At 59.0% G+C, this 20,202-nt stretch carries 18 protein-coding genes and 1 tRNA gene; 2 read left to right on the forward strand and 17 right to left on the reverse strand.

Annotated elements, in window-relative coordinates; all coding sequences use genetic code 11:
* Nucleotides 1-6 precede the first annotated feature (6 nt).
* The 9 genes from RBT76_06975 to RBT76_07015 form a co-directional block, all read right to left on the reverse strand.
* Nucleotides 7-77, reverse strand: a tRNA-Gln gene (locus RBT76_06975).
* 140 nt (nucleotides 78-217) lie between these two features.
* Nucleotides 218-874, reverse strand: a complete 657-nt coding sequence (locus RBT76_06980; protein MDX9857513.1) for a thiamine diphosphokinase — start codon at nucleotides 872-874, stop codon at nucleotides 218-220.
* 8 nt (nucleotides 875-882) lie between these two features.
* Complete coding sequence (glk, locus tag RBT76_06985; protein MDX9857514.1) at nucleotides 883-1,845, reverse strand: glucokinase; 963 nt, start codon at nucleotides 1,843-1,845, stop codon at nucleotides 883-885.
* A 67-nt stretch (nucleotides 1,846-1,912) separates the two neighbouring features.
* Complete coding sequence (locus RBT76_06990; protein MDX9857515.1) at nucleotides 1,913-2,236, reverse strand: heavy metal-binding domain-containing protein; 324 nt, start codon at nucleotides 2,234-2,236, stop codon at nucleotides 1,913-1,915.
* Between the two features lie 57 nt (nucleotides 2,237-2,293).
* Nucleotides 2,294-4,243, reverse strand: a complete 1,950-nt coding sequence (locus tag RBT76_06995) for a transketolase (GenBank protein ID MDX9857516.1) — start codon at nucleotides 4,241-4,243, stop codon at nucleotides 2,294-2,296.
* Nucleotides 4,244-4,278: 35 nt separating this feature from the next.
* The gene (locus tag RBT76_07000) at nucleotides 4,279-5,988 is read right to left on the reverse strand and encodes a glucose-6-phosphate isomerase (GenBank protein MDX9857517.1); all 1,710 of its coding nucleotides are present in this window, start codon (nucleotides 5,986-5,988) and stop codon (nucleotides 4,279-4,281) included.
* Complete coding sequence (rpe, locus tag RBT76_07005; GenBank protein ID MDX9857518.1) at nucleotides 5,985-6,656, reverse strand: ribulose-phosphate 3-epimerase; 672 nt, start codon at nucleotides 6,654-6,656, stop codon at nucleotides 5,985-5,987. The genes RBT76_07000 and rpe overlap by 4 nt, the downstream gene beginning before the upstream one ends.
* Nucleotides 6,657-6,813: 157 nt before the next feature.
* The gene (gene queG / locus RBT76_07010; GenBank protein MDX9857519.1) at nucleotides 6,814-7,776 is read right to left on the reverse strand and encodes a tRNA epoxyqueuosine(34) reductase QueG; all 963 of its coding nucleotides are present in this window, start codon (nucleotides 7,774-7,776) and stop codon (nucleotides 6,814-6,816) included.
* A 26-nt stretch (nucleotides 7,777-7,802) separates the two neighbouring features.
* Nucleotides 7,803-8,372 carry an SET domain-containing protein-lysine N-methyltransferase gene (locus RBT76_07015; protein MDX9857520.1) on the reverse strand — a complete coding sequence of 190 codons (570 nt, stop codon included), beginning with the start codon at nucleotides 8,370-8,372 and terminating at the stop codon, nucleotides 7,803-7,805.
* Nucleotides 8,373-9,112: 740 nt separating this feature from the next.
* Between RBT76_07015 and RBT76_07020 the strand changes: the two genes are divergently transcribed.
* Nucleotides 9,113-10,051: an EamA family transporter gene (locus RBT76_07020; GenBank protein ID MDX9857521.1), complete on the forward strand. Its 939-nt coding sequence runs from the start codon at nucleotides 9,113-9,115 to the stop codon at nucleotides 10,049-10,051.
* A gap of 367 nt (nucleotides 10,052-10,418) precedes the next feature.
* Here the strand turns inward: RBT76_07020 and RBT76_07025 are convergent, their stop codons facing one another.
* From RBT76_07025 to RBT76_07040, 4 genes are all read right to left on the reverse strand, one after another.
* Nucleotides 10,419-11,009 (reverse strand): hypothetical protein, encoded by a 591-nt coding sequence (locus tag RBT76_07025; GenBank protein MDX9857522.1) that lies wholly within the window; start codon nucleotides 11,007-11,009, stop codon nucleotides 10,419-10,421.
* A gap of 221 nt (nucleotides 11,010-11,230) precedes the next feature.
* Nucleotides 11,231-11,866: a hypothetical protein gene (locus RBT76_07030; protein ID MDX9857523.1), complete on the reverse strand. Its 636-nt coding sequence runs from the start codon at nucleotides 11,864-11,866 to the stop codon at nucleotides 11,231-11,233.
* A 254-nt stretch (nucleotides 11,867-12,120) separates the two neighbouring features.
* Nucleotides 12,121-13,545, reverse strand: a complete 1,425-nt coding sequence (gene gltA, locus RBT76_07035) for an NADPH-dependent glutamate synthase (protein ID MDX9857524.1) — start codon at nucleotides 13,543-13,545, stop codon at nucleotides 12,121-12,123.
* A gap of 19 nt (nucleotides 13,546-13,564) precedes the next feature.
* Complete coding sequence (locus RBT76_07040; protein MDX9857525.1) at nucleotides 13,565-14,449, reverse strand: sulfide/dihydroorotate dehydrogenase-like FAD/NAD-binding protein; 885 nt, start codon at nucleotides 14,447-14,449, stop codon at nucleotides 13,565-13,567.
* 419 nt (nucleotides 14,450-14,868) lie between these two features.
* On the opposite strand from RBT76_07040, the gene RBT76_07045 reads away from it, so the two are divergent.
* A complete protein-coding gene (locus tag RBT76_07045; protein MDX9857526.1) occupies nucleotides 14,869-16,152 on the forward strand; it encodes an aspartate aminotransferase family protein in 1,284 nt (427 codons plus the stop codon).
* Nucleotides 16,153-16,377: 225 nt separating this feature from the next.
* On the opposite strand, the gene RBT76_07050 is transcribed toward RBT76_07045, so the two are convergent.
* From RBT76_07050 to RBT76_07065, 4 genes are all read right to left on the reverse strand, one after another.
* Nucleotides 16,378-16,884 carry a transposase gene (locus RBT76_07050; GenBank protein ID MDX9857527.1) on the reverse strand — a complete coding sequence of 169 codons (507 nt, stop codon included), beginning with the start codon at nucleotides 16,882-16,884 and terminating at the stop codon, nucleotides 16,378-16,380.
* Nucleotides 16,885-17,317: 433 nt separating this feature from the next.
* Nucleotides 17,318-17,977: a porin family protein gene (locus RBT76_07055; protein MDX9857528.1), complete on the reverse strand. Its 660-nt coding sequence runs from the start codon at nucleotides 17,975-17,977 to the stop codon at nucleotides 17,318-17,320.
* 431 nt (nucleotides 17,978-18,408) lie between these two features.
* Nucleotides 18,409-18,981 carry a DinB family protein gene (locus RBT76_07060; GenBank protein ID MDX9857529.1) on the reverse strand — a complete coding sequence of 191 codons (573 nt, stop codon included), beginning with the start codon at nucleotides 18,979-18,981 and terminating at the stop codon, nucleotides 18,409-18,411.
* A gap of 74 nt (nucleotides 18,982-19,055) precedes the next feature.
* Complete coding sequence (locus RBT76_07065) at nucleotides 19,056-19,982, reverse strand: DMT family transporter (protein ID MDX9857530.1); 927 nt, start codon at nucleotides 19,980-19,982, stop codon at nucleotides 19,056-19,058.
* Nucleotides 19,983-20,202 lie beyond the last annotated feature (220 nt).

The raw sequence follows: 20,202 nt of genomic DNA on the forward strand, positions 1-20,202 counted from the left end.
AAAAAGCTGGGAGACTGGGATTCGAACCCAGATTCTACGGTCCAGAGCCGTATGCCCTACCATTGGACTATCTCCCAGTTTTCTTCTGTATCGGCCACACCGCCTGAACGGTACAGCCTCTTGGGAAACACGAATATATGCGGTCAGGGTCGGATGTCAAGCTTGATCGTCGGCCGTTTTTGACCGCTCTGAATCTCGCTGCCGTCAGCATGGCGCGTCATCTCACCTCCCACCGGTGGATCAGAAGTGCTTCTCCGACAACGTTGAACCTGGCCACGGCGGCCGTGATTACGTTTCTCAACCCCACCGTCTGCCCCGGCCGAACCAGCACATTGTGCGCTGCGTAGTCCGTACCGGTACAGGAGTACCGGACCCGCGATGACAACGGTATGAGCGAGACACGGTCCCCGGAACACGAACGCAAAGTCACGCGGGAATCGTGAATCAAAAGGATCTCCTCGGCGCGTCCAACCAGGCGCGCTCGAACTCGAGCCCTCCCGCGCCGACTCCACCGGTCGACAAGCCGAAGCAACATCACGTTGCCGAGATAGTGATCCGGCTCGCCAAACGAAGGCTGCACGATATCGATGGATTGAAAACCCTCGCCCAAGCAATATTCCACAGCCAGCTCGGCATCCGTGGCGTCCTTGCGGATCGGCATGCGCGCCACCACCGTTCGTTCCGGGAGATTGGAGGGAACACGTCGAAGGGAATCGAAGTCACCGACCAGCATATTCGGAAAGATCCCGGCGGCGTGGAAGAATCGGTAACCGCCGTCGACCGCAACGGTGAACCGCCCCTGAGCCAGCGTGCGGTAAAACCCGAGATCGCGCCGCAGATAACGTCCGTGAAGGAAAAGCGCCGCCGCTCGCATCACCTGCCCTACAGCCCCCGGGCAATTGCCGCAGCGCCAATCAGCGCTGCCCGGTCCTCGATAATCACCCGCACCGGAATGTCGGCCAATAGGCTTTCCATCTTCCCGGGCTTAACGAACCGTTGCATGAACCGCCCCTGGTCGAGCGCCGTGAGGATTCTCGGCGCAATCTGCCCGCCGACATAGATTCCCCCCAGTGTCATCCCTTTCAGCGCCAGATTGGCCGCCTCCGATGCATAGCAGTCTATGAAAATCTCGAGTGCGCGATTGGCTGTTTCGTCCTGCCCGGACAGGGCCTGCTCGATCACCGCCGATGCCCGGTACTGGGCACTGTCGAACCATTCTGAACGGTGCATCCCCTGAGTTTCGGTCAGGAAATTGTAAATCAACTCGAGACCGGTCCACGAAACAATATCCTCGGCCTCGACATAACCCTTATCGGCGTACACGTACTCCCACAGCTCGGCTTCGAGCTGGCTGCCGGGCGCAAAGTCGGCATGGCCGCCCTCGGACGCCTGAGGGACCGGCGGACCGCCGTTGTTGTATATGATCGCTTCACCCAATCCGGAACTGGCGGCGATCAATCCCATATTGCCCGTACGCGAACCATGCCCGTGGTTAAGCGCGAAAAAGTCGTCAGCGCCGAGATGCGCCAGGCCGTGAGCCGTTGCCACAATGTCGTTTATCAGCGTGACGTACTTGAAGCCGAACTGCTGTCGCAGTTCCTCCCCGATGATTCTCCACGAAAGATTGGTGGGCCGCACCTCGTCGCCAATGACCGGGCCCGCCACACCAAAACATATGGTGGATATCTCCGGCTTCTGCCTCTTCAGATACAGGGAGAGAATTGATTCAAGACTCTTGTAGTCACGGCTGACAAACCGCGACTCTTCGTACAGCGACACCACGCTGGCCTGCCGGTTTACCCGAGCCAGGTCAACCCGGTTGGCGCTGACATACCCGGCTAACATAGGCTTCCTTTGCCCGGGCGGTCACAGGGCCGTTCGAGGGAGCCCGGTTCAACCGCCGCTTCTGGCCTTATTTGTACGTGACCGCGGTTCCCGATGCGGCCACCATCAGCATGTTGCTTGAGCCCATGCTGATTGATTCATAGTCTATATCGACACCAATCACCGCGTTTGCACCCATAGCCTTCGCCTTTGCCGTCATTTCGTCAAGCGCGATCTGTTTGGCCTTGCCCAGCTCCTGCTCGTACGCCTGCGACCGCCCCCCGACGATATCGCGGATCGACGCGAAGATGTCCTTGAAGATATTGGTGCCCAGGATCGCCTCCCCGCTCACCAGGCCGTGGTACGCGGTAATTGTTTTGCCGTCAATCAGGTTCGTCGTCGTTATCAGCATCGTTAGTTCCTATTATATCGGCGAACGTCGCCCGCCCCGTCGCCCATCTATCCGTTCTCACCGGCGAACCGGCTCGCGGTCGAGAATTCTCTGTATCGTCACTGCCACCGAACCGCTGTCGAGTTTCAGCATCTTATACAGCTCGGAGGGCGTCCCGGATGATCCGTACTGCGTCACGCCGAGCCGCGTCACGGCCGGAGTGAACCCCGCATCGTGCAGCGCCACGGTGAGAGCAGCACCCAAACCCGTCTTCACGTTGTGATCTTCCAGCGTGACCACCCGCGTGTACTCGCCAATCATCGCGATATCATCCGCGTGGAAGTCCGACCAATCGCTCACGTTTACGAGCGCAATCCGGGCACCCTTCTTGTCGAGCGCCGACCACGCCGCGAACGCTTCGGCCATCATATTGCCCGCCGTGACCAGCACCAAATCTTCTCCGGTCCGCACGACATCCATCCGGCCGTACCGATACGTGTAGTGATCGCCGAAAAACGGCCGCCCGTTCTCATCCGGAATGATATCCATCGTCGCGCGACCCATAAACACGCCGAAGTTTCCCGGATGTGTCAGCACGTAGCGGGCGATGCGATCGGTCTGGTTCGGATCCGCCGGAGTAATCACTCTCCAGCCAAACGTCGAATTGAGCAGTCCGAAGAAGTCGATCGATTGGTGCGTCTTGCCGTCCTCGCCCACGTTGATTCCCGTGTGCGTGCAGATGAGCTTCAGGTTGGTATGGTTGATATCGTTCAGGCGGGCCTGATTGTAGCTCTCGGCCACTCCAAACATGGCGAAATCCGCCCATATCGACAACGCTCGTTCCGCCGACAACGAACCTGCAATCGTCGCTGTTGAGTGCTCGGTGATCCCGCATTGAAAGAAGCTGTCGGGATATTTCTTTTCGAACGCCGCCGTTTTCACCGACCCGGCAAGATCGCAGTCGAAAACGGCCATCACGAAGTCGTCTCGATCCATATTTGCATCCGCCACCGACAGCAGCGCGCGGCCCCACGCCGAGCGGTTGTCGCTTCGCTCGCCCACGTTCAGTGTGATTGGCTCGCCGGGGTTGACTTCGAGAAATCGGCGAGCGGACCGCTCAAAAAGAGGGGGCGGCCCCTCGCGCCGTTTGGCCCGAAGCACAGCGAGGTCTACCGGCGGCAATCCCAACTCCGCGAGCGCCGCAGGCAACTGCTCTTCTTTTATCGCCGCGCCGTGGTAGGCCTCCCTATTCTCCATAAACGATACGCCCTTACCCATCACCGTGTGCGCAAGTATCATCGTCGGCACGTCCTCTGAGTGCGTTGCGCGATAAAAAGCGTCGTACACCGCGTCAAGATCGTGTCCGTCCACCTCGATCACCCGCCAACCGTCCGCTTCCCACGAGGCGCGGATATCGACCGGCAATACTGCGCTCGTCGCGCCGGAAATCTGAAGGCGGTTGCAGTCCACCCATGCCGTCAGGTTGGTCAACCCGAACTTCACCGCCACTCGCCGCGCTTCAGACACCTGCCCCTTCTGCTGCTCCCCGTCGCCCATCATCACGTACGTGTGAAAACTCAATCCGGAAAGCCGCGCATACATTGCTTTGCCGACGCCCACCGACAGCCCCTGCCCAAGGTTCCCCGTATCCCATTCGATTCCCGGCACTGATTGCTCGACATGTCCTTCGAATGGTGAGCCTCCCTGTCGAAAACCGTGCAGCGCAGGCTCAATAGCAAAGAACCCCACCGCCGCCAGCGATGCGTACGCTCCCGGCGAGGTGTGTCCGTGCGATACGATAACCCGGTCGCGATCGTCCCGGTATGGATCGGACGGATCGACCCGGGCGAAATTGTAGACCGTGAGAAACGTCTCCAGCGACGACATTGAGCCGCCCGGATGTCCCGATCCGGCCAGCGTCGTCATGGTCAGTATGTGCCCGCGCGCCTTCCGGGCCTGTTCCGTCAGTGTGTCGCGCCACGTGGCCGACAACTTCTCCTCCGTGAATCCTCGCCACGAATCGAACATGCTCGCTTTCCCATCCTGCAGTTATGGAAGTCCGATCAAATGCTTCGTGTCAATTCCGCCAGTGCACCGCCGAGATCACCCTCCACGGCGATCACGAGCACCGGGAGTCTTCGCGCTCGAAGCGCCTGTATGTCGCCAAGCGCCTGTGCCGAAATCAGCGTCCCGAGATCGTACGGCGCACCCGGAATGCGCAGTCTCTGGTAGCGCGCGCGCACCAGAATGATGAAACGGCCCGCCAACGGCCCGCCTTTGTACAACTGGCCAATCGAATGCAAATATCGAGGCCCGTAACCGCGAAGCGTGGCCACTCGATACGTGCCCGTGATTTTTCTTCTTAATTCGCTGAGTGCCTTCTCGCTTGACCGGCTCGACGACATATAGGCAAGGATCGACACGTATTCCGGCGCAGCGATCCCGTCGAGAAAACGCCGCACCATCGTCCGCATGTTTGACTTGCCCGAAGGCCGAGTTCGCTTCTTGCCGTCACACAGAAGTACGCTGAATTTCCCAAATGATCCAACCGGATCGGGAAAGGGTAACGCACCCGATTGCACGTACTCGGCGAGGAGCTGATTCGTGTTGTCTTTGCTCTCGGTTACATTTGGCTCGTCAAACGGATTGATTCCAAAATGATACCCGGCGACTGCCGTCGCCGCCTCCCACAGCAGGAACTGCCCGCCCAGTTCGTGCCGGTCGCGGAGCACGATCTCAACGACGGGCGCACCTGAGCGACTCAGTGCCTTCTCCTGTGCGGCGCTGATCACCGGTCGCTCCGAGTTCAGTCGCAGTGTGACGAACAGGCGATCGGCTCCATAGCGCGAGGCAGCGTACACCGGCTCCCCCTCGATCGGAACCACGCCCTTTTTCTTCTTGCCGGTCGACTCTGCGATCAACTGTTCAAGCCACGGTACAAACGGCGTGCATGCTCGTGAAGCCAGGAAAGTCAGCTTGTCGCGACCTGCTTTTGCGGACGCCGCCATGATCGTCCCGAGTACGAGGGCGGGATTGGTTTCTCCATCCCGCTCGATCAGAACCTGCTGCATGGTGAGCGCGTAATCGAGCAGCGCCCGCAGGTCCAGCCCCGTAAAAGCACCCGGAACCAGACCGAAATATGAAAGCGCAGAAAACCTTCCTCCGATATCGCTCGGATTGATGAATACTGCCCGATATGCATTTTTTTTCGCCCACGACTCCAGCGAACTGCCTTTGTCCGTTATCGCCGCCATGTGGCGCCCGGGGTTTGCCACTCCTGCATCGCGAAACGCCTGAAGCAGGATGGCTTCCTGTGACCGCGTCTCCACCGTGCCGCCCGACTTGGACGCGACAATTCCCAGCGACTTCCTCGGATCGATCGACCGCAGCACCTTTTTGACCGCAGCCGGGTCGGTGCTGTCCAGCACGTGGAACGTCTTCACCCGGTCGTGCCGACCAAAGGTCAGTGAAAAGACCTCCGGACAGAGCGACGATCCTCCCATACCCATCAGAATGACATGACATATCCCATCCCGGAACACACCGTCCGTGAACCGCTCGATCGCGGGCACCGCGCGCTTCATCATCGACGCACTGTCAACCCAGCCCAGACGGTTTTTGATGAGAGCGCGCACTTTTGCGTCTGACGCCAAGGGCGACGGATCGCGGGACATCAGCCGGCGGACGACATCGTCTCGAGTGGCGCGCGCCAGCGCACGACCGTGCGCCGCGTGGACACCCGCCGTGTGAATACGAAACAGTCCGTGTTTCATGATATATGACTTTTGCTGTACGTGAGTGAGTGTACGAGATTGACCAGTCCCTGACGGTCATCACTGCCGAAGAATGCGGTACCCATGACCAGAATATCCGCTCCGGCGGCCACGACCCGTGAGGCATTGGAGCGATCGATTCCTCCGTCCACCGAGATGCGCGTGGTTAGACCGTGCGCATCGATATACTCCCGCGCCGTGCGCACCCGGGCGATCGAATCCTCGATAAACGACTGTCCCCCGAACCCGGGGAATACCGACATGATCAACAGCAAGTCGAAGTGCTCCAGGAACGGCAGCGCCTTTTCAATCGGCATGTCCGGATTTACCGACAGGCCCGGCTGCAGATCCATCTGGCGCAGCTGGCGTGCGTACGGTATTGGGTTGGGATGCACCTCAAGGTGAAACGTGATTGCGTCGGCTCCGGCCCGCGCGAACGCTTCGAAATACTTCTCCGGCTCCGTAAGCATCAGGTGCGCATCCAGATACCCGTCGGTGAGGCGGTTGATCGTGCGCACGATATCCGGACCGTAGGAGATGTTCGGCACAAAGTGGCCGTCCATGATATCGAGGTGGAAAAACGTGACACCGGCCGCCTCGGCGCTGTGAATCTCGTCGCCGAGCCGGGCGAAATCGGCTCCCAGAATCGAGGGGGCGATAGTTGCCATGGCGATAATGTGCGCGATTTGCCGGCGTTTCGCAAGTCCGGGGCCGAAGTTTTTCCCGTGCCCCCGGCCGAATTCCGTGCCCGAGCGAGGCCCGAGTGTCCGCTGCACTCAGCCCCATTGACTGGCCGGGCGGGCCGCGCCGGAGCGCTCCCGTGTGCTACTGCGCCCGCCGCCGGTTTTCTACCACGATTTCTGCGTTGCGCCGCAGGCCTTCCAACCCCGGACGGGTCAGCGGCGTCCCTGCTGTCAGTTCCAGAAATTCCTCGCGGGTGCTCATCTTCAGCACGCGCCGCGTGTCGACAAACTCTCCCACCCCGGCCGACGCCGCGAATTCCGCGTGCTCGCTCACCCGAGACCGTCGGTTGTTGTGCGGGCACGACGTCTGACAGACATCGCAGCCGAATATCCGGTCGCCAATCCCGCGCCGGAGTTCTTCCGCGATGTCCGAGGGGCGCTCGATTGTCAGATAGGAAATGCATCGCCGGGCGTCAACCACTCCGTCGGCGACAATCGCCTTCGTGGGACACTGCACCAGGCAGGCCCGGCACTTGCCGCACTTGCCGTGATCGATGCCGTGCGGATTGTCCGGAGTCAGTTCCAGCGAGGTGATGATTTCCGACAAGAACAACCACGAGCCGTAGCGGCGGTTGATCAGCATACCGTTTTTGCCGATATATCCCAGCCCCGCTTTCTGTGCGTACGCGCGCTCCAGCATGGGGCCGTAATCCACGAACCACTTGCACTGCGGCATGTCGTCCTGCCCGGCCGCAGTCTCGATCGACCGTATCAGGCGGCGCGTCTTTTTTTCGATGACTTTGTGATAGTCCTTTCCCCGCGCGTATTTCGATACCCGCCCGTACCCTTCGGGGACGGTATCAGAGTCGGGCTGATAGTAATTGAGGGCCAGCATAACGATGGAGCGGACAGTGGGCATCAGGCGCGATGGATCGCTGCGGCGATCCGGATCGCGTTCCATATAGGTCAACTCGCCGTGGTACTTCTCGGAAAGCCAGCGGTCGTACGCCTGCCTGGCCTCCGGAATGACATCGGGCGTCGTGATGCCGCACAAGTCGAACCCGGCCTCCCGGGCCAGCCGTTTGATGTCTTCTGACGAAATCATGGGGCGAGGCAGTGGAACCACCGCCGCTAGCCGCCCGACCGCCGGCGTTTGGTGTCTTTGCCGCCGGGCCGCGAGCCGTTGTTGCGACTGTTCCTTTTATTCCGGGCCGCTTCCAGTCTCTTCTGTTGGTTCGGAGTCACGTTGAGGATCGTGCCCCGACAACTGCGCGTCATGCATCGGCAGACGTAGAAGTCGCGCAGTTCCCTGGTGTACGGCTCGTCGAGTTCAAAATTGTAATCGTAGGTCAACTCGACTCCCGGTTGAATGTTTTTGATCGCCTCGATATAGATCCTGCCGTCTTCATCCACCGCCTCGCAGTTGGGGTCGCAGGAGTGGTTGATGAACCGGGCCTCGTTGCCGCCCTGCGCGGCGTCAATGGTCGTGTTCTCATCGACGCTGAACAGAAAGGTATGATGGCGCTCCATAGCCGTGTCATCGTACAGCGCGTCGACTTCGGCAGTCGTCAAGCGTTTGCCGGTATACTCGATAATGCGCTGTCCCTTGCGGATTCGCCGGGTTGCGAAGGCACCTTTGCCCTGGATGCCCGAGCGTCGAACGACAAACGGACGGGATGTAGTCTTCGGTGTGCGTGCCATTGTGTAAGGTCCATGTAGTCGGTTATTGTCAGGGACCATAATATAGCGCAAAGCCGGAATTAGTCAACGCGCCGCGATCATCGCGAGGCATGGACCGTACCGGTGCAATTCATTCTGTTCACCAAGAGCACAGGACGACCGCCAGTCAAACGAACCCGTGACCGCGGCAGAGCGTGCCCAAAATCTACGGGGGGAGTAATGAAAGGGCAAAAGTCTGCCGTATCGAAATGCGTGAGCGGCGGTTACAGCGAAATGGGTTTGTTTTGTCATTTTTAATGGGGCCCCATTTTTTCTTTTCTCCCAAGCGCACGCAGGACAGGGGGTTGGACCGAGATGCGGGGCAACCCCTGCGATGTAAATACGGTAGTGTTTTGGGAAACAGCATAAGGCCTCCTCTCTGCTATAGCAGGCGGACCATTTTCTCCATCGAGTTGGTAGGGAAAATGTAGGTATGGGCGCAGGTAGGGGCGGCGGATTGAGGTTTCAAGCGGAAGGGACGGGCGGACTGGTGGCGGTGTTTGTTCTGTGGCGTGGCGCACGAGGACGTACGCCACGCACGTTGATTGTGGGGGCGAACCCCGGGTGGGCCACAGGTGGAAGCAGTGTACGTGGCGCACAGAGCGTGATTTGTCCGAAACCCGCCGCGGCGGGCGGGCGACCCGGCCCAGCGAAAAAACGAATTGACTGATCATGTCCCGAAACGTTAGTGTTCAGCCGCCCGGACAGAGGAGAGTATCTCAATGCCTGAACTCGAAACGCCGACCGGCTCCATCAAGCCCGCGAGCATGCTCGCGCTGGCGCTGGCCTTTGTCGCCATCTATGTCGTGTGGGGGACGACTTACCTCGCTATCCGTTACGCGGTCGAAACCATTCCCCCGTTTCTGACTGCCGCCGTCCGGCACCTCACGGCCGGGGCTATTCTCATGGCGATCGCCTGGTCGCGCGGGTACCGACCGCGCCGTGAGCACTGGGTGGCGGGCTGTGTTTTGGGCGGTTTGTTTTTCCTGATCGGCCACGGCATCCTTCACTGGGCCGAGCAGTATATTTCATCCGGTCTGGCCGCGTTGCTGATCGCCAGCGAGCCGATGTGGATCCTGGCTATCGGAGCCGCGATGGGGCAACAACGAATCAACGGATTGAACGGGACGGGCTTGCTTTTCGGCGTAGCCGGGGTGGCGGTCCTGTCTATCCCTGAACTGGATTCGGTGTCCACCACGGCGTGGGCAACCGTGGGAGTGCTGGTGAGTTCCGCATCGTGGGCGCTCGGGGTCTGCCTGTCGCCGAGGCTCCGACTCCCCGAAACAGCGATGGCGCGTGCGGCGCTGCCTATGTTGTGCGGAGGGGTGATGTTGACTTGCACGGCCGGGTTCACCGGGGAGTTCGGAGCGTTGCGCTGGGAGGATATTTCGTTAAAATCGGTGCTCGGACTGGCCTATCTGATCTCGTTCGGGTCGATCGTGGCGTTTGCAGCCTACATCTGGCTACTTCAGCGGGTTTCGCCCACGCTGGTCGCGACACACAGTTTCGTGAATCCGCTGGTGGCGGTGCTGGTGGGGTGGTGGTGGGCGGCGGAACAGCTCGACTGGCGGGTGCTGGTTGCGACGGCGGTAATTCTCGTGGCGATCGTGTTGGTCCAGCGCGGCGAGCGCCAACCGGTCCTCTCGACCGACCCCGCCTAACCAGATTAGATGTGAAAGCGAGTAGGCCGAGGCTGCTTGCAGCCCGGCATCGGTATACGCCATCATGCTGAGCGGAGTCGAAGCATGACCCGACGCGCCTGGCGTACGTCCTCGTGCGCCGCGTGACCCTGACAACATCACTCTGACTCACCCACCGTCACCCTGAACCACCACAACGTCACCCTGCGCCTGTCGAAGGGTGACGACCGAACAGGCCGCAGACATGTCATTCCCTCGAAAGAGGGAATCTATCTTCTCGGAAGACACATCAACGATGTGTCATTCCGGTCCGCTCGAGGCAAGAGTCCCCCACAACTTGCTGTGGGCGACCCAGCCTGTCGAAGGGTGACGGCTACGAGGACTTTGTCTACCCTGCTTCGTCTCCCAGTTCCCAGAATAGATAACTGTCCGCATCATATGCCCTACAGATGATTGTGAGAGTGGATCGGGCAAGATGACTAAAGACCACTGATCCGATTTCGGCCTGAGGCTCCAGACTGAGACCAGTTGGTAGACTCGACAGAAAAATCAGATCAAGCCAGTTGCCTCCAGACTCGTTTAGGTCCCTCACAATCATTTCGTCGGAGTCCGTCGGAAGCAAGAGATGGTAAATGTTATCTCCTTCGAAGCACATACGTGACGTGAACTTCTCAACCACAGGATCGCCACGGTTGAATCCTGCGTTTTCCGCTACTGCGACCTTGGTCGAGTCCAGGCTCAAATGTGATCGGATGGCCGACATCAGAAACCGGTCCACGTTCTCCGAACTCACTATCTGTAATCGGTCGAATTCGTAGAGTGCTTTGTCATCGTAATTGTGAGGAAGGTAAGTGTGCACGCGCCCCTCGCTGGGGGTAATCCTTCCAAGCAAGGCTCGCGCCACAGAACCTCCCCAGTGGAGCTGCTCGAAGATATACTCGTTCGCCGATTCATTTAGATTGAAGCGTCTGTACGCCATCGGTCCCGTTCCTTATCGCTTCGCTGCCCTTGCATCGCACAAACCAGCCGGTCCGAAGAAGAAGAAGAAGTTGACTGAGTATCCGAGTAACCCACCCCTCTGGGGTGGGTGACATCACCGCGTGCCCTCCCCAACGTCACCCTGAGCCAACACCCCGTCACCCTGAGCCTGTCGAAGGGTGACGGCATGGCGGGTTCGAAGACGGACCCGCCCTACGAGGACTAGTACTTGTCGATTCTCCGGCCCTTCTTGCGCGTGACAGGGATAGAGAGGGCAACATCCTCGTACACGATTTTGTCAATAATGCCGACTATCTCGAAATCGATCGTGATCGTCGCTTCTTTGACTGACTTGTGAAACGGCAAGGGCGCGATACTCAGTATATCCCGCCCGCCGTATCGCTCATTCTCGACAAGTAAGGAGTCAACTCCAAGTTGAGTCACGGTCCCATCCTGCTCCACCTGAATAGACTTGATCGAAAAATCGAAATACCGGCCGTCCTGCTCAGCCAATGAGGACAACTCTCCATCGAAATAGTAGACTACGTCCAGGGCCACATAGTCGATGTTGCTGTCGGCCGGCTGGAAGTTCTGATAGTAGGCCTTCTGTTCCTCGGTCGCAGCGGCGCGACTGAGACGCGCCGGATCACCGTGGCGTTCGACCAGGTATTCCTCCGACACCACGCTGATCTCAAGTGCACCGTGCTGCGCCTCACGGCTCTCATAGCCGGTCTCATAGTGGTGGAAGGAGTAGCAGCTAATGGAAATCAACGAGGCCAGGAAAACCAGGAGTACACCGCCGACTCTCCACCATCGGTCCCACCAAACGCGCGATAGTACCTGTTCCGATGCTGCCAACTGAGCCTTCCCTTCGTTGTCCCCACCAACTCGATGGTGATCGTGTGATTGTACCAATTTATACAAACGTCGCAGGATCGGGAAAGGAAAAACGTTGTGGGTGATGTGAGGTCGCCTGACAGCACGGAGAAGATAGACTCCTGCCTTCGCAGGAGTGACAGAACTCCGTTCTGTTCCATCGAAGGAAACCACACCCCCACAAAAAAAGGCGGGCCCTTCGGGCCCGCCTTTCAATCGTCATCAATCAACCGCGCTCACTTCGGCGCGCCGCTCATCAGGTACTGATGAATTGCCCGGGCGGCTTTTTTACCGGCGCCCGCGGCGAGAATCACGGTCGCACCGCCGGTCACGATATCACCGCCGGCGTAGACGCCCGGCCGCGAGGTCTGCATCGTGTCCGGGTTCACCGTGATGTTCCCCCAGCGGTTCGTCTCCAGGCCGGGCGTGGTCGACTGGATCAGCGGGTTCGAGCTGTTGCCGATCGCCACCACGACCAGATCCACATCCATGGTGAAATTCGAGCCCTCGATCGGCACCGGGCGGCGTCGACCCGAATCATCGGGCGGACCCAGTTCCATCCGGAGACACTCCATCTGCCTGACCCGTCCGTGCTCGTCGCCGATAAACCGGATCGGGGTCGTGAGCATGTGGAACTCGATCCCTTCTTCCATGGCGTGATGAATCTCTTCGGCACGCGCCGGCATCTCGGCCTCGGAGCGACGGTAGACGATGTACGAATGATCCGCCCCTAGCCGTTTCGATGTCCGCACGGCGTCCATGGCCGTATTACCACCGCCCAGCACCGCGACATTTTTGCCCCGGATGATCGGCGTGTCATAATCGTCTTCGTCAAACGCCCGCATCAAATTCGAGCGCGTCAGGTATTCGTTGGCCGAATAGATACCGATCAACTGCTCGCCGGGAATGCCCATGAAATTCGGCAGACCGGCGCCGGTCCCGATGAAGATTGCATCGAAACCCATCTCGAACAGCTCGTCGATCGTCTCCATCTTCCCGATCACGGTCGAGTTCTCGAACTTGACCCCGGTGTCTTTCAATACGTCACACTCGGCCTGCACGATATGTTTCGGCAGACGGAATTCGGGGATGCCGTACACCAGCACGCCGCCCGGTTTGTGCAGGGCCTCGAACACGGTCACATCGTGACCGAGCTTGATCAGGTCGCCCGCCACCGTCAGCCCGGCTGGACCGGATCCGACCACGGCGACTCTTTTCCCGGTCGGCGCGGCCACTGCCGGGATTTGCACGAGGTCGTGTTCGCGCTCGTAGTCGGCGACAAAGCGTTCCAGATGGCCGATCGCCACGGGCTTGAATTTTTTCGTCAGCACGCACTTGATCTCGCACTGCTCTTCCTGCGGACAGACGCGCCCGCACACCGCCGGAAGGGAATTGGTCTCTTTGATTTTGCGCGCGGCTGCCGCGTAGTCTTTCTGGAGAACCAAGTTGATGAACCCCGGAATATCGACCTCAACCGGACAGCCGTCGATACACGGCGCTTTTTTGCACTCGAGACAGCGGGAGGCCTCTACCAGCGCCTGCTCTTCGGTCAGCCCGAACGGTACTTCGTTGAAATTGCGGACCCGATCCTCAGGCTTCTGCGCGGGCATCTGGGCCCGTGGGATTCTCATCCGCTCTTTTTTGTCGATCTTGTCAACCATTACACATCCACCCTTGTCATCACGCCTTTTTCTCACCCGGATATGTAAACTGCCGTACCGCCTTAGTCAGTCGACAATTGGGGTCTTCGAGGAGCTTTTTCATCGCCCGGCGTTCGTGGTCCTTGTATGCGCTCAACCGGCTCGTGAGAACGTCGAAATCCACGAGGTGGCCGTCGAAATCCGGACCGTCGACACACGCGAATCTTGTTTCACCGCCGACAGTCACGCGGCAACCGCCGCACATGCCCGTACCGTCGACCATCAGCGGATTCAACGATACCCACGTAGGAACCTCGAATTCTTTCGTCACGTTCGTGACCACGCGCATCATCGGGACCGGACCGATCGCCATCACCATGCCGATTTTCACCCCGTCGCGAAGCATCGAACCGAGAACGTCGGAAACGAATCCTTTGTGACCGTACGAACCGTCATCGGTGCACACGTGCAGCTCGTCAGCAACCGCGCGATGTTCTTTCTCGTAGAACAGCAGATCTTTCGTGCGTGCGCCGATTATGCTGATGACCCGGTTACCGGCTTCTTTGTAGGCCTGTGCGATCGGATAGACGGGCGCGATTCCGATCCCGCCGCCGACCACGCACGCGGTTCCCCAATTTTCCACATGTGAGGCAATCCCGAGCGGTCCGACGCAGTCGGAGATGGTTCCGCCGGCCCCAACGGTGGTCATCAGGGCCGAGGTTTTCCCTACTACCTGATAAATGATGGTGAGCAGTCCTTCGTCACGATCGAGCCCCGCGATAGACATCGGGACCCTCTCCCCCTGTTCGTTGACGCGCAGGATAACGAATTGTCCGGCTTTGGCTTTCGAGACCAGTCGAGGGACCTCGACCCGCATTTTCCAGATCATCGGCCCCAGCTGCACGTTATCAACAACCCTCGGCATACACCCTCGTTGTGTTGTCCAGACCGTTTGCGCGGAACATACGCATACAGGACGAAAAAGCAAGGTTATTTTGTCCATTTTTGTTCAAAACGATCAATTCACGCCTGTTTTTGGGCCGATCGGTCGTGTGGACAACTCCCCGGACGGCGACGTAAGACTCTCCGGCATAAGCAATTGTCGGAACTGCCCGGTCACTCGGATATATCGGGACAAAACGGGTTTTTATTAGACCGGACGCTCGATTTTTCAACGATTTCCCGTGAAACGGAACAGAATATTTTTCGTATATAATGCTATATACCGAAAATATTACGGTGTCACCTGCGATAGAGAGAACACTTGACAATCCTGCCGATTATTGTATATATGATTGCTGGTTTGCTGATCGATGAACTCTTAGACTGAAATGGGGTGACGACATGGCTACGATCAACACCATGACCAAAGCGCCGTTTGGTTTTTCGGCGCTGCCCGATTCCGATATCTTTCATGCCGAGAAAAATTTCGGGGCGCACCATTACGGTCGTATTGATCTGGTCGTGCGCAAGGCCGAAGGCTGCTGGTTGACCAACCAGGAAGAAAAGAAGTTCTTTGATTGCCTTGCGGCCTACTCGGCGGCCAACCAGGGTCACCACCATCCGCACATTGTCAACGCGCTTGTACAGGCCCTGCAGGGGCACTATGCCTCGGTGATTTCCAACGTGGTCTATACCGACAGTCTCGGCGTATTCCTGAAGCGTCTGGCCACCATGGTTCCGCAGCTTGGCCCGCGTTTCGGCGCCAACGGCAACAAAGTCCTGCCGAAAAACGGCGGGGTGGAATCGGTTGAAACGGCGGTCAAACTGGCCCGCTACTACGGTTGGAAAGAGAAGGGCATCGAGGACGGCAAGCAGGAGATTATCGTCTTCGAGCGCAACTTCCACGGACGCATGATCACGACGGTCTCCTTCTCACCGACCAAAAAATACAAAGAAGGTTTCGGGCCGCTGACGCCCGGATTCAAGACCGCCCCGTACGGCGATCTGGCCGCGGTAGAGAAGCTGATCACGCCCAACACCTGCGGTATCCTGATCGAGCCGGGTCAGGGCGAAGGCGGCATGTATCTTCCGCCAAAGGGTTTCCTGAAAGGGCTGCGCGAACTCGCCGACAAAAACGACATCATTCTCATTTTCGATGAAATCCAGGTCGGGCTCGGACGGACCGGCAAGATGTTCTGTTTCGAGCATGAAAACGTCATCCCCGATGCGATCACGCTCGGCAAGGCGATTTCCGGCGGGCTGGTGCCGCTGTCGTGTACGGTGGCCAACAGCAAGCTGATGGATCTGGTCTTTCAGCCCGGTCGCGATGGTTCCACCTATGGCGGGTATCCGCTGGCCTGTGTCGCGGGCAACGCCGCGCTTGACGTGCTCGAAAACGAGCATCTCCCCCAGCGCGCCGCCGAGATGGGCAAAAAGCTCAAAGCCCGGATCGACGAGATCGCCTCGCGCTCGGACAAGGTGAAGGAAGTGCGCGGGCTCGGGCTGTTTATCGGGATCGAGGTCAACGACGGCGACGCGATGAAGTATTGCCGGAAGCTGCTGGAGATCGGCGTGCTGGCGAACGATTCGTACGGCAAGACGATCCGCATCTCTCCGCCGCTGGTCCTGACCGACGCCGACATCGACTACCTGGCCGAACGGCTGGAAAAGGTGCTGGTGGGATAAGCGCGATTTACGACGCTCGAATCACAAAGGCGGCCCTGCAAAAAGCGGGGCCGCCTTTTTGTTGGTTCAAACAGACCGAGGATGCACATTCCAGCCTAAGGTTCGGATCGAGTCGCCCACCCCTCCGGGGTGGGTTCATCAGACACTCGCCCAATCGAGTCGCAGACCCAATCGAGTCACTCGTCCGATCGAGTCGCCCACCCCTCCGGGGTGGGTACATGGCAACTACATCCCATCGATCTCAAGCAGTATCTGCCCCTCTCCCCGATACCAATTATAACTCGACCAGGGCCATTCCGACGAATGCTCGACCAATCCCCGCCTGACCGGATTACTGTGGCAATACTCGACCTTCGTCCGCACGACCAGCTCATTGCGACAGTTGTGATCAAAGCACCGGCGTTCCCAGACGGCCGGACTCCCGTCGTTTCGTCTCAGCACCGGTATCCTTGATTCGGGTGAGCGCATAATCTGCTGCGATGTCCAGCTCTTGAGTAACCCGATCACATGACCCAGGCGCGTGTCATCTGAGGGGAGCAGTACGAGGTGAACGTGGTCCGGCATCAGGACCCATGCGATGATCCGCACGCCGCGTTTGACGCGAAGATGGTCCAGGCTTCGAATCAGGATATCGCGCGCAAAACTATCACTTAAGTACGGATAGTTTCGGAAACAAGAGAAGGTTACGAATCTGGCCGTACCGAGGTTGTCGAAGTGACGCAGGTTGGTCATGTCGGATTATAGCACGTCAGACTGACAGCGCCGGTCAGTGAAAAGCAATCCCACCCGAGACGGGTGGGCTACTCGGCTATTCGTGGCTTTTGATCGGCTATGCCAAAGCTACTATGACTCGCTACCGCTTTCAATCACTTTGAGTGTTTTTTCCCGCACTTTCCCCGCAACTTCGATGGTGATCCGAAAAATGCCGGCTTTTATAGAACACTCGCGCGCGGGAACCAGTCCGAAACGTCATGACGTGTCGCTTTGGCGACCTACAGACAGGCAAACCGGTGCCGTCAGGCGGGGTCGCCTGACAGCACTCGCATAGGCTTTTTCAACAAGCCCAGACGGGTGGGCTACTCGGCCGACAGTGCCGTCAGGCGGGTCGCCCGACAGCACCTCAACCGGACAGCATCACACCGGACCGCGCGCAAACCCGACGGCACTAAAGGCGGAAGCCGATAGTCAGGGCGACGTTGCGGTTTTTGATGTGTTCGTCGCTCGCCATGTGGTACAGGTCGGACGGACTCTCGGAATCCATGATCTCGTTCCACTCGTCGGGATCATACACTTTGACCATGCCGATCGTGTAGCGGAGATCGAAGACCAATCGCTTATAGGTCAAATCGCCGCCAAACGCAAAGCCAAGATCAAAGGAGTTCGAGGCATCGCCCATGTCCCGGACGTCAGAAATGATACTCGACTGGAATTCGGCCGAGGTCAACAAAGCGATAGCTGGTCCGCAGAACAGATGCGGTTTCACGGTTCGGTCCGGTGAGAAGCAGTATTTCAACAGCACCGGCAACTCGAAGTACTGGTGTCTCCAGTTGCGCCCACCGATGATTTCCCCTCCGGCGCCCTTCCCGGTAAAATACAACTCGGGTTGAAGGGCGACTTTGGGTGAAAGACCGTAGTTTACGAAGACACCGATCACCCCTCCTACGAAACTGTCGTAGCCTTCAAACTCGGAGATATTGGTGCCGATGGTGGCAAAGTCGAGGCCCATTTTGACGCCGTAGCCGGTGACGCCGGGGACGTACTGGTCGGCCTGCGCCGTAGCACTAATCAGAAGTGCCAGCGGGATCAATGCGGCGATTGATTTCACGATTCCTCCAACATGCGAAACGATTACGTTGTCGGTGCGCGGTCGATCGGATACGGGGTTGTCGGCCAAGAGAGCCAATGCACAGTGTCAATGATCGACAATTCAATCTATTCTGTCAACAGGGAGAGGAGGTTAATGCGAACGATTGTGAAACGTACCGTGGCGTCCGAGGGGGACCGTGGTGCACGAGGACGTACACCACGCACGTACCGTGGCATCCGGGGGGAACCGCGGTGCACGAGGACATACACCACGCACGATCCGTGGCATTCCGGAGAGAACCGTGGTGCACGAGGACGTACACCACGCACGATCCTTAGCCGGTGCGTGTCAGCAGCGCGTGCGGTCAGGTTGCCGCAGAAACCGTCGGGTCGGGTGAATTGCTCAAAGAGCTGACCCTCGGCTCCGTGTCAGGCCGGAGCGTCTCGCGACTACCCGGGGAGTACGCCGGCGTCGCGCATGAGATGTTTCAGAAGCAGAATCTGACCGTAGTGGCCGGAGAAGTGTTCCAGCACGTGATACAGCGTCCACCCGTAGGAGATCTTCGATTTTTTTGGGGTGACATAACAGGCGTCCAGATCGCGGTCGCGCCATGTTTTCAGCTCGCGATGCACTCTCCGGCGGGCTTTGGTCAGGACCGCGAGATACCGTTCGAGCGTGTAGCCGCGAAGGTATTCCGGGTGCGTGCCATCGGCTGCCAGCGGCAGACCATCGTCTTCGAACCCGCACACGTCGACAACGATCTTTTTGCCTTTCGGCTCCCACGGAATCTCGTTTGCCGCGACCGCCACCCACCAGACCTCCGCCAGCGCGAGATGCGCCAGCAGCATGCCAATGGTGTTCATGCCGGGCCGCATCTGCCACTCGAGGTGCTCGACGGTCATCTGCTTGATGTCGACTTTAAGCGACCTCAACTGATCATCCAACTGGGCGGCCAGCAGGCCGATTTTCCCCTGGGTTTTGGGGTCGTAGCCACGAGCAGGCTTCAATTGCAGGGTTTTCATCGGATTCTCCGTATTGCTTATCGCGGCACGTCCGAAGGTGAACATGGCCGACGATGGTTGTTAGGGCAGCAGACTTATCGATTGTCCTCGGGCAGGCCCACTTTCGCGGCCCGCTGGGCGCCGACATAGATCGCCACCAGCGTGATTGCGGCCCCCAATAGCTGAGTCGGTCCCAGCCGCTCGGCGAAAAACAGCATCCCCCACACCGTGGCCAGGGTCGGCTGCAGCAGAAGCACGAGACCGGTCCGGGACGCTTCGAGGCGCGCCATCGACCGGACGATAATCATCCACGCGGCTGCCTGTACCACGATACCAAGCACGCTCACGACCGCGAAATCGCGCACGGTCGGCGGCATCATAGGATCACCTTCGATGACCCCCGCGACGCCGAGAAAGACCGAGGATATCAACGACGTCCACGCCATGAAGGCGATCGGTTCGAGGCGCTGGGGCTGGTGCGACGCGCGCTTCAGCGTGATAAGGTAGCTCGCATAGGCGATCCCGGTCGCGAGGCCGAAGGCCACACCCTCGAGATATCGGGTCGTGAGTGCCACTTCCCCCCCGACCCCGACCAGCAGGACCACTCCGGCCATGGCGCTCAGAGCGGCAAAGACGAAGGTAGCGGTAAGCCGTTCGTGGAAGATGAGGACACCGAGCAGCGAGGTCGCAAAGACCTGTGTGTTGCCCAGAATGGTCGCCATTCCGGCGCCAGTGTACAGTATGGACTTGTGCCAGACGAACAGATCGATGAAAAAGACGAACCCCGCCAGAAGGGAGAATTTCCACAGTCCTTTCGGGAGGATCAGCGAACGGCCGGCCGCGGCCGCGAGCGGCACCAGCGCCAGGCCGCCGATCAGGGTTCGCCAGAAAGCAATTGCAGTCGGCCCCATCGAGACGGTGTCGATCATCTTGACGAACACCGGGGCGAAACTTATCAGCACGGCTCCGAGGACGAGCGTGGCAAGCGGCGGGATTCCGGGATGCTTCGCGGACAACGACATGGCGGGAGGATAACGCTCCCCGGTCCGTACGCAAAGGGAATAATGCACGCTGGCGGTCGCCGGATTTGCCCCGATATTCCGTTGCGCGCCAATCCGGCCGCAGTCACCCGATCAACGTGGTATCGTCTGCCCGCGACTCCTTTTTTGACCGGTTATTGTCAAGCACTGACTCCATGTTCCGATATACTCCATACAATGTGTAAACAACCCTATTTGCTAC

The organism is Candidatus Zixiibacteriota bacterium (genome assembly GCA_034003725.1).
Lineage (GTDB): Bacteria > Zixibacteria > MSB-5A5 > GN15 > FEB-12 > WJMS01.